This window comes from Pseudanabaena mucicola FACHB-723, from assembly GCF_014696385.1.
Classification (GTDB): Bacteria; Cyanobacteriota; Cyanobacteriia; order Pseudanabaenales; family Pseudanabaenaceae; genus Pseudanabaena.
In genome coordinates this window covers 1-10,139 of record NZ_JACJQB010000069.1, presented here as the reverse complement: position 1 = coordinate 10,139, position 10,139 = coordinate 1, and the positions used below count along the sequence as shown (strand labels likewise).

Genomic DNA, 10,139 nt, shown 5'->3' with positions numbered 1-10,139 from the left:
AAAAAGCATGGTCACTTTCCTAAGAGTATCTTTCGGCTTGGCTTTGATTTTCTTCGGCATATTATCTTTGACCTTCATCTCAATTCTCAAGCCTTCTTTAACTCTATTAAATTTTTGTCCTGTACTTAGCTTTCAGACTATATGCTTCACTGATATTAAAGCCCTCCATCCTTTAGTTGATTATGCAGCAACTAGTTCGCAAACTATGGTCTTTTGCTGTGTTTTCAGCGAAGCTGTGTATTCTCCCACCAATACTTTGGCGGAGTCTTTGGCGACAAGTCCTAGCAGGTATGGCTTTTTCCTTCTTTTACGGATGACTTCAATTTGATATCTGCCATATTCTTGGCGTTGAGATACAAGAACGGGAATACAGGCATGTTCTCCATTTCCTGTCCATTTGGTGGATGCGAGTTCTCCATACTGTGCGCCCACTATTTGCAATCGCATCAGTTGGTTGTCATGGAGCCGAGCGCAGATCTCTGGTAAGAACATATTGAAGACAACGCTTGCAGTACCATGATCGCCGTTATGACTGGCTTGCCACATGGCGGCGGCACAGGTTTGCGCTGTCTGCTCACTTTTCTCCCGTAGTTTCTCGCCTAGTCCTTTTGCCCATTGCACGGCGGCACGGAGGATTTTCTTGCGGGATTCTTTCTCGCTTGATAGTTTCATCGCTTCCCTAATCTTGCTGGTATATTCATCACGTCGAGCGATCGCTCTTTTGTAGAGGGTTTCATTCGGTTTGAGGAATAGTTCGCGGAATTCAAGCAGGGTGCGTTCGTGCAAATCCACGGGCTGCCAGATGGCATTTACTGACTGAATCAGGAAGGAGATTGCGTCTTGGTATTCTCCACTTGCTTGCATGGGTCTAGCGGGCATTTTACATCGCTGTTTAGCGTCGTAGTAACTGCCATAGACTCCTTGCTGCTTGCGATCAATCAGCCAGTCTAGTTTTGGTAGGCTTTTGCCCACTGCATCAAGAAAGGATTGGTCGTGGCTGAGGTCAGATTTGAGCCGATCTACGGCAACTTGCACTTCTTGAGCTAAGCCTGCGATGTACTGATGGTGGTCTGTTGCCCATGCGGTGGCTAGGTAATAGGTAATCAGTCCAATTTGGTTTTCAGTAGATCTTAAGGCGACTTCCGCTAATGTGCCTTGCACTGGTACTTTGTCGGGTTTGTAAGTGGTGGGCTTGATGTGGTGCTGACGGATTTCTTGGGCGATTTCAGGTAATTTCTTAACTGATTTCACGCAGAAGGTATCTCCGTCAAAGTCCATACCGCAATAGTCACGGGCGAGTCTGGATTGACATACATCGTTCCCTGTTGGTTGAGTCCTTTGATGTGCTTGTTTGTCCAAATCTGCAAGTCATTGCGATCTCTGATGGGATAGTGAAATCCTACATATTCGCCTTCTGGCATTTCGGGGATGCACATTTCTAGTTCTCCTAGTTCGGGATATGGTTGAGCCATGAAGCTTGAGAAGTTGATGCCGCCACTGGTGGCTAGGGTTAACCATCTTCTTCTGACTAAATCTTCAATCTTTCGTACCACATAGGGATGTTCTAGCAGTTGTCCATGAATGTCGTGTTTGAGGATCTCCGCGAGGATTTTGCCGTCGGCTTCTTCCTCATTGCTTTCGGCTTCAGGATCATCGGTTTTGACCCATTGCTCTGTTTGCACCAGTTGGCAAAGTTGTTTGATGTCTGATTGGGCAGCCATTAGGGTTTCCGCTTTCTGTTGAGTGGTGGGCAGAACATCTTGGGCGATCGCTTGTTGGCTGAACCACTGCCAAACGGTGTAGGAGGTCTTGACTCTGCGCTTTTGGGCGAAGTTGACGATTCCTAGCTTCAGATTGGCGAGTTTGTGGATACCAAGTTTAGGTTTATGTCCTTTGAAGCAGGATAGGGGCAGGATTAAGTCAATTCCTGCGGGAATGTCTAGACTGATTTGCAAGGTTCCTTTGGCGACCCATTGGTGGGCAATTCCTGCCCGAAACTGGAATGGTGTATTGGCTGGGATTACAAAGTCTTCGCTTTGGCGCAGTTGGTTCAGCATTTCATGGCTAATTTTGCCGTGACAGTCATCGGTGCGATGTTCTTTGTCTTGGACAATCAGGATGGTGACTTGTTCAATGCCATAGATTTTCAGGCATTCAGTCATCAGAATGGAGCCGTAGTTGATTTGTCCCATAGCGCTGGGGAAATAGGTGGCAAAGGGGTTGAGTCCTTGGCTGAAGAAGAAGTCTCCATGCTTTCTGGCTCCCGATGCTCCTGCTAGTTGGTATTTGCCTAGCCCTTTGCTTAAGGCAGCGATCGCTTGTTTCTTCAAGGGTGCAATGCTTTTGGCGGCGGTGCTGCGCTTGCTGGCGGATTTGCTGGTTTTAGCGATGCTTTCGGCTTTGGCTATCTTTTGTAAGTAGCTGGAAATGTTGCCGATGCTGAGGTTGATCTCTGGATGCAGGGCTTCGAGGAGGGTGTCTCGAAATTGGATCTCGTTATCGACAATCTCTCCTGTGGCGAGGTTGGTCTTGGCGATCGTTAGCATTTTATTTATACGCTCAAAATGATTTAGCAGCTAGATCCAACAATTTGGATCTAGCTGCTGTTGGGTTTCGTTTATTGATGGACTAGGCTGCTTTCTTGTTCAGGTCTTGGCGATAAACGACAAATCCATTCTTTTGCAGTTCGTCAATTGTTGTGGGCTTTGATGGTAGAAAGTTGATCTTGCCTTCTTTGGTTGCCAGAATCTTGCAGCCATAATGACTTTGCAAGCGTTGAACGACTCGATCAACTGGCATAGTGAGGTTGCTTAAAGCCCAACCTTTCTTTGCTTGGTATAGCCACATCTTGTCTGTGCTAACTTGGGGTTTACGAGCTTTAGGTTGGCGGCTGGTTTCAACTACTGCATTATTGCTGGCTGCTACTCTCTTTTCCAGTTCCTTGACTGGAATTTGTGCATGGACATGGACAATCAAGGCTCTAGTCGTTACGTTCAGTTCTTCTTGACTCAGCTTGTCAATGATTTTATCGGCAAGTTCTTCTGGGGTGTCGAATCTTAGTTGACGTGCCATGGTTTTAGTCTCCTGACTTTACTTTTGGGGTTGACAATCGTTCACGGACTTTACGCGCTAGCGTTCTTCTTGCTTGTCAATGCAGATATTATTCTTGGATGGATATCTGCATTGACAAGATTTCTATTTGAAACTAGGCGGTTAGGTAGAAGAGCAATTCTTTCTTCTTCAGTTTTCGCCAGTTGGGGATCTTACGGTCTCTGGCTAGGGGTCTGAGTTCTTGGACTGTCATTTTCGTGAGCGGTTTGGTAGGGGCGCTTGCAATGATTTCTGTCTTGGCTTCCTTGACTTCTGCTTTCAGTTTTGGTGCTGCTTTTGCTGAGGACAAAGCTACTGTTGCATCTGGTAGTTCTGGGTTGGTGGCTGTTAGATGCTTGACTGTGATTTCAGGTGTTTCTCTCTGAGAAGTTAGTAGTGGCTGAGGAGTGGGTTCTGCACTTAGAAATGATAGTAGGGCATAGGTTAGTGCGGTCAATAATCCCAGTAATGCGATCAGGCTCACGGTTATAAGAGCTTCGACTGCAATCTTGAAAATTGTTGGTGGCTTCATAGTTTTTCCTGTTAATTTGTTGGTTTTCTTCAATACTTGTTTGGGAATCAGTTAGCGCGATCTTTGCTCATTCACTCGAATTTAAGCGAGATCGCTAGATTGATTTTTAGTTCAATTCTCTTGTTGCGTTTTTTTTAGTGAAGATATGGGGATAGTCTTCGGACAGGGTTTCCAGATGGCTTTCAGCAATTCGCCGACAATTTGCTCGATCTGTGGTGTATTCGTGCATGGATGCTTTGGCGAAATACTCGGCAGCGGTCAGTATCTCCATTACTCCTGAGACAATATTCGATATTTGGTCGGGGTGTTTGCTCAGATATTCACCTAGTTCTTGGACGCTTTCTCTCACTGCGTCCAATGTTGAATCTTGGCACTGTACTGTCCGCTTGGTGCCGTCTCGAAAGGTCAATAGTTTTGTGCCGTCGCTTAAATCGGTGATTCTTGCATTCATCGATTTAGCTAGGTCAATTAGCTGCTTGGTTGTCTTCATACAGCGCGATTTCGATCTGAATATCTGCGCCTGTGTCTTGCCTGTCAATCCACTTATTGCTACTTCCATATGATTGTTTTTCCTAATTTGTCAATCGTCATGGACTTCAAGCGTAAGCGCTCCTCTTAACGCTTATGTCTATGCAATAAGTTCTTCTTGCTAGGGTATGCTTATGTCTGAAAATATTGATTGCTTAATGGAAATCTATGGATAACTTCATCCAAACTCTTGCTCAAGCTAATTCGATTTACATCAAACAGAAGTTTGAAGTTGCGGAAATATTTGGGTTTGAAACTCGCAATCGTTACCAGATTCAGTCTGAGGATGGTCTCCAATTTGGTTACTGTGCTGAGCAGAAGCTAGGGCTTGGCGATGCTATCATGCGTCAGTTCTTAGGGCATTGGCGGGTATTTAACATTATTGGTACGGATATACATAATCAACAGGTTTTTCGCGCTCATCACCCTTTTCGTTGGTTCTTTCAACGTATTGATGTTTTTGGGGCGGGGGATCGGCAGGTTGGTAGTTTGCAACAGCGTTTTGCTTGGTTCAATAAAAAGTTTGATTTCCTCGATACGAGGGGTAATCTCATCATGTCGATGACTTCTCCCTTCTGGAGTATCTGGACTTTCCCTATTAAAAAACTGGCAAGGGATGTTGCTGTAATTGAAAAGAAGTGGTCTGGTATCTCTAAGGAGTTATTTACTGATGCTGATAATTTTAGGGTGCGTTTTAGTGATTCTCGATTAACTGCTGATGACAAACTGCTTTTGCTGGCAGGTGCTATATTCATCGATATCTTATATTTTGAGCGCAAAGCTTCTTAGTTTTTTAATTTTTTGATCTATTGATTTCTCCTATATCTCTATATCTATAGACTGTCTAAAAGATTTAGATTTAGCTTACTTATTTATCTTTGTTCTTGCTTTCCCCTTTGGTTTTCACTTATTACCTGTAGGGCGCGATCGCAATTTTTTGCCTCTTTTATGGTTACTTGGCTATGGGTGATCTCTAGTCCTTGCTGTACCAAAATTGGCGAATACTGGAATTTTCCTTGGTTCACGACTTTTGCCTCCAATGTCAATGTATCGGTGTCCTGTTCCCATGTGGCTCGATATTTACCTTCGTTGCCTTTGCGCTCAAATACAAGTTTGCCATCCTGTGATTCTACATAGTCACTGTTGATTGCTAAGATCTCCCGCCATTGCGTGGCGACATGCTGGCTTAATGCGTGATGATCCTTGTGCATTGCTTGCTGGGCTTTTTCGGTGATGCTTTCGCCTGCGATAAGCTCTTGAATTCGGTCTATATATTTCTCACTCTTGCCCAAATATTCGGCAATGCGGCTCCATTCCATTAGTTGCTGAATGTCGTTAACGATGCGGTTATCGGCTTTGATCGGTTCTGTTGGGAATGGCACGATCTTCCCGTTTACATAGTCGCCAAGTGGTTGAAAGTGCATTCCCCATGTGTTGCTATGTCCTTGAAAGGTGGTCAGTTCCTTGGCGCTATGTTTTTCCATCTGCGACCATTGCTGTTGATAGGCTGCATCTTTCAGCATTTCTGGGGTGATTTTGTACTGTTTACCCACTTGAAAGGCAACTTTTTGCTCTCCTGCGATCGCGATCGCTATGTCCCCTTCCTTAAATCCATAGGCGGCATAGGGTTCATACCTCCGTGTCGTGTGGCATCTGCCATGTCCACGCATTGCTTCGATACAGGTATTGACGGGTAAGGGATTCACTTCTCCATGCATCTTGAGGGGATAAACCATCTTGACGGGTTTTCCTGTGATTTTGACTGGCTGCTCTATCTGTACTGGCTTTTCTTGTTGTGGGGTTGAACCTTGGTAATAGCCTTGGGGCTGCCAGTTGAGGGCATAGCCTTTTTCTTGCAGATATGCCACGACTAGTTGATCAGTTCCCTTGGCGTTTCCCACTAGTATTTGACTGCCTGCGGCGATCGCTTGATCTAGTAAGGGTTGGTAATGACTGGTAAATACTTGATGCAAATCTTGCTCAATCTGCGATTTGGTGCGTTCGTCTCCTTCTCTCCTCCAAGGTCCTGACCCACTGACCATAATCGCATCTTCAGGTTTATATTTACCTGAATTCGCTAGTTCTCCCCATGCTTGTTCGTACAATCTCGTACTGGAATAAACCGTTTCGGGGGTGGCGGCTTTGCCGATAAATTGGGTGGCGATTTCTGCCATTGCTTTATCCTTGCCAAAATGACTACGCACTGATTCCCTCAATTGCGATTCAATTTTTTCGAGGGGATTTGTACTGCTGCTTTCCTGAGTCTCTATAGAGCTTTCAGCTTGAGTATTAGTTTCTATCGGGATAGTGACAGGAGACAATGCCTCTCGATCTCGCTCAGGATCGTAGTTTACTCCCATCGCGGCGAGATTCTTCCAAGACATTTCAATTAAACTTGCTTTTATTGCTTGCCCTTCGTAGAGATAGGTAATCCCGTTAATTCTTCCCCCTGCCTGCACTTGCGCTTTTAGTCCCACGTTCTCCTCGGCAAGCTTTGCCACAAATTCGGTCATGGTCGGTTGGTTAGCCGCAGCTTTGGCGATCGCTTCTTTTAATTGCGGCGCAATGACATCAAGGTTGACGGCTTCTTTGAATCGTTCTGGTGATAGTCCGTGCCATATTTCAGGCAGTTTGAGCGTACTTCTATCGATCTCTAAGTCTGCATCTTTCTTGCTGGCTGATAAATTGATGTTTGCAACGAACTGACTGCCAATAGGCATATAGGCTGCGTCATTGTGGACAACGCCCATGTTTTGCCATTGGTCATCTATCTGGACTTGAATTACCCGCTTTTCATAGATGGGACTTTGAGGATTGGCTTCGATTACCATCCTGCAATTTAGGGCTTCATGGGTTTGCCATTGTTTATCTTTAAACTCGTTGGTTTCATACTGCAAGCCAATTACTTTGATTTTTGCTACCTGTAGTTCTTGTAGTCGGTTGGCTACGACTTGGGTAAACATTTTGCCTGCGATCGCACGGTTATTGTTATGCCAGAGAGCGGCAGCTCGGCGTTCGCGTTCGACTTCTGGAATTGCATCGCGTTGGGTTTCTAGATATTTCTCGGCGGCGGCAAATTTGTCATCAACATCATTTTTGGAAATGCCTAGTTTGAATTCTAGGTTGAGGTTGCCGAAGATTTTGTCTTTTTCGATGGTTTTCCCATAGGCGGCTAAGCTGGCTGGGGAGATTAATCCCACGTCAATTTTGTCTCGATCGATTAGGGCGACGGCTTTGTAGGGATATTGTTTTTCGGTCTTCCAGTCCTTATTTTTTGCCATCTGGATATCGACAGTTTCTCCTTTGCGGGCGATCTCCCAGATTGGCGACTCGCCATCGGGGTCGGTGCTAATCACACTAACGATTTCGATTTTGTTGCCTTTTGCCGAGGTGGCGGTGAGAGCAATACCTTCTTCATGTTCCAGTCGGCTACGACTGGCGGCGGCTTCAGAGATGAGCTTGTTGTAGTGCGTGGCAATCCCCTTTGCCCATTCGCTATCTGCGTCGGTATGGCTGTCTTTGGGGAAGATATGGTCAAAGCGGTTGTAGTTGCGATCGCCAATCAAACTATGTTCTTTGTAAATCTGGTTGGCTTGTTCCACCATCCAGCCCACAGGGTCTTGAGTATTGGTTTTGATACCTTCAGCATCGATGTAGGCATAGCTATTGTCTTTATCTTTAATCCACTCGACTTGTTTGTATTTGGCAACTTTCTGACAGAATTGAAATTCATCTTCATTAACTTTTCTGGCACTTTTGGGAGTATCGACTGCACGCTGTAAGTTCACGGCTGCGAGGCTTTCTAACTGCCATAGCAGTCTCTCAGTTTTGGCTAAACCTTGAGTTACAGCAGTCGCTTTTTCTGGTTCGGGTAGGTTTGGGATGGTACTAGCGATTAGACTAATCTCGACAATCTGGTTGCGCCACGATTCATTGAGAATGCGAAAGGGTTTCTTGGTTTCTTGGTCTTCGGCTAGGAGCTTTTGGAAATGTTTGCCAATGTCTTGCAAGTATTTGCTGCTTTCAGCTTCTGGAATATATTGCGTTTCCCATCGCAATGCTTCTAGCCTCATGCCCAAATTGGCAACCCGTCCTGTGGGGTTATCAGCAGCGTTCACGGCGGCACTGGCTAGGTTAGCAAATCCATTGGCAGCATCGCGGGGAATCTTCTTTTCTTTTTCAACTTGAATTGGTTTGTTCTCTGGTAGATTCTTGTCAATGATTTCTTGGATTAGGGTCGGATATTGTTCGATGATTTTCTGGGAACTGGCTTGCTGTTCGGGGGATAATTGACTAGGAATTATCCCCACGCGATCGCCATCAAAGTCGATCACCAGTCGTTTCGCATCGTTAGGATTGAGGTAACAAACTCCTCTCTGTCTATAGGCTTCGGGGTCTAATTCCCGCAGAACTGTGAGGTTGTTCGTAAATACATCAAAGTTGGCAGCATTGGCGACGGGACTGCGATAGATGGCAACTTCGGCTCCATCGGGTAGTCCTGTAAAACTGACTTCGCCTTCTTGCAGTTGGTTATGAGGTTGGGCAATGCCACTGGGGACGTAAACGCCGCCTGTGGCAACTTCTTGCCATTCACTTTGCAGAAATTCCCGTAAGCGTTTGGCGATGTCTTCCATTTCTAAGATCTGGCAATGACCACCTTCGATTAGGTCAGTTTTGAGGATGTCATAGAGCCAATCTTGGTATTCTTCGTTAGGTGAATTTAATGGCTCTTGTTCAATTTCATTGGCTGTTGTGTTTTCTTGTTGGCTTAATCTTAGTTCCTGTGCCAGTTCTGGCTCGATGATTTGTGTAATGTTAGCACGATCCGCGACTTGATCTTGTCTCTGCTGTTGGCGCTTTTCATGACGTTCGATATACAGTTGCGCTATCTTGCGTGGGTCGGATTGGGCTTCAGCGAGGCGTTCGGCTTTGACTTTTAGCTTAGGCAATACGTCTGCTTGGACTCCTTCAGGAAAGAAGACGAGAGCTTGAGTTCCGAGTTTTTGTTCGGTGAATCTGGCATCTTCTTTTCTTGACCAGAATAGACTAATTTTATGGAGACCTGTGGTGGTGGTTTTGTTGTCGCCTTTGATGCTCGATTTGGCAATAATGCCATCAACTTCTAATGCTTGGCAGAGTAAGCTAGCTCGACATGTGCCTTTGATTACGCCCTGCCATTCAGGGACGGCAGCTCGATATTGAAAGGGGCGGTTTGGTTTGGCTTGCAGTTGGTTGGCGAGGTCGGGGGAGATCAGGCTATAGCAGTCCCCTAGTTTGCTGGCGATTAAGCCCATTGCTTTATCGCTGAGGGTGATGCCATTGCTCAGAGTGATGGATTGATTCCCCCAATCCGCTTGGTAATTTCCTGTGGCTGGGTCTTTATTCAGGGTTTCATCATCAACGATCAGGATTCTGGCTTGCTCTTTAAAGATGGAGGTCTTGGCTTCGGAGACTGGCAAACTGCCATAGGCAACTGCATCGCTGTGATTGGTGAAGATTTCTTGGCTTACTTTTTCGGCGATATCGCGATCGCCAAAGTAAGCACTTCGACCATTGGCAAGAATTAGATACAGTCCTTGCTCTTGCAGTCGTTCGATATCTCGTTCGGTGATGCCATCGTACATCTTACCAACGGCAAGTTTACTTGGTTCGATGTCTTTGCCGATCTTCAGTTCGAGGTAGCTATGCTCAACGGATTTCGGAGGCAATGGTAACTCTTGCCCTGTCTTCAGGTCAATTTGTCTAAATTCCATTTGATGATTTCTCGCTAGAATTCCAAATCAATATTTGCTTCTCTGCTTGGTTTGCTTGCTTGTGCTTTCGGTTTTACTTTTACCCTTTTGCGCTTTGGTTCACCATCTTCGTCATACAGGGAATACTGGGATTCATAAGTAGCCATGCAGAATTATTTACACATATCCGAACTAATGGGAAGATTCTAAGAATCACCATATCCGAACTAATTACTGTGAGACTAATTGAGCCACTT

At 45.5% G+C, this 10,139-nt stretch carries 7 protein-coding genes and 1 pseudogene; 2 read left to right on the top strand and 6 right to left on the bottom strand.

The window, feature by feature from the left end; genetic code table 11:
• Positions 1-129, top strand: a pseudogene (locus H6F41_RS19525) (IS4 family transposase); the annotation flags it as partial.
• Positions 130-180: 51 nt separating this feature from the next.
• Here the strand turns inward: H6F41_RS19525 and H6F41_RS17925 are convergent.
• The 5 genes from H6F41_RS17925 to H6F41_RS17905 all read right to left on the bottom strand — a co-directional run bounded on the left by H6F41_RS17925 (position 181) and on the right by H6F41_RS17905 (position 4,181).
• Positions 181-1,251, bottom strand: a complete 1,071-nt coding sequence (locus H6F41_RS17925; protein WP_190404827.1) for a hypothetical protein — start codon at positions 1,249-1,251, stop codon at positions 181-183.
• Positions 1,248-2,546, bottom strand: a complete 1,299-nt coding sequence (locus H6F41_RS17920) for a hypothetical protein (RefSeq protein WP_190404826.1) — start codon at positions 2,544-2,546, stop codon at positions 1,248-1,250. Before H6F41_RS17920 ends, H6F41_RS17925 begins: the two co-directional genes overlap by 4 nt.
• A gap of 82 nt (positions 2,547-2,628) precedes the next feature.
• On the bottom strand, positions 2,629-3,072 hold the full coding sequence (locus H6F41_RS17915; protein WP_190404825.1) for a hypothetical protein: 444 nt from the start codon (positions 3,070-3,072) through the stop codon (positions 2,629-2,631).
• A 133-nt stretch (positions 3,073-3,205) separates the two neighbouring features.
• Positions 3,206-3,622, bottom strand: coding sequence for a Rho termination factor N-terminal domain-containing protein (locus tag H6F41_RS17910; RefSeq protein WP_190404824.1), 417 nt, complete (start codon positions 3,620-3,622; stop codon positions 3,206-3,208).
• Between the two features lie 106 nt (positions 3,623-3,728).
• The gene (locus H6F41_RS17905) at positions 3,729-4,181 is read right to left on the bottom strand and encodes a hypothetical protein (protein WP_190404823.1); all 453 of its coding nucleotides are present in this window, start codon (positions 4,179-4,181) and stop codon (positions 3,729-3,731) included.
• A gap of 137 nt (positions 4,182-4,318) precedes the next feature.
• On the opposite strand from H6F41_RS17905, the gene H6F41_RS17900 reads away from it, so the two are divergent.
• Complete coding sequence (locus H6F41_RS17900; RefSeq protein WP_190404822.1) at positions 4,319-4,939, top strand: phospholipid scramblase-related protein; 621 nt, start codon at positions 4,319-4,321, stop codon at positions 4,937-4,939.
• Between the two features lie 83 nt (positions 4,940-5,022).
• Here H6F41_RS17900 and H6F41_RS19085 read toward each other — a convergent pair whose 3' ends face one another.
• Positions 5,023-9,903 (bottom strand): hypothetical protein, encoded by a 4,881-nt coding sequence (locus tag H6F41_RS19085; RefSeq protein ID WP_242023107.1) that lies wholly within the window; start codon positions 9,901-9,903, stop codon positions 5,023-5,025.
• Between the last annotated feature and the right edge of the window lie 236 nt (positions 9,904-10,139).

What these genes read in the sequence shown, in the direction of transcription:
- H6F41_RS17920 (WP_190404826.1), bottom strand. Translation starts at nt 2,546, where the DNA reads ATGCTAACGATCGCCAAGACCAACCTCGCCACAGGAGAGATTGTCGAT.
- H6F41_RS17915 (WP_190404825.1), bottom strand. Translation starts at nt 3,072, where the DNA reads ATGGCACGTCAACTAAGATTCGACACCCCAGAAGAACTTGCCGATAAA.
- H6F41_RS17910 (WP_190404824.1), bottom strand. Translation starts at nt 3,622, where the DNA reads ATGAAGCCACCAACAATTTTCAAGATTGCAGTCGAAGCTCTTATAACC.
- H6F41_RS17905 (WP_190404823.1), bottom strand. Translation starts at nt 4,181, where the DNA reads ATGGAAGTAGCAATAAGTGGATTGACAGGCAAGACACAGGCGCAGATA.
- H6F41_RS17900 (WP_190404822.1), top strand. Translation starts at nt 4,319, where the DNA reads ATGGATAACTTCATCCAAACTCTTGCTCAAGCTAATTCGATTTACATC.
- H6F41_RS19085 (WP_242023107.1), bottom strand. Translation starts at nt 9,903, where the DNA reads ATGGAATTTAGACAAATTGACCTGAAGACAGGGCAAGAGTTACCATTG.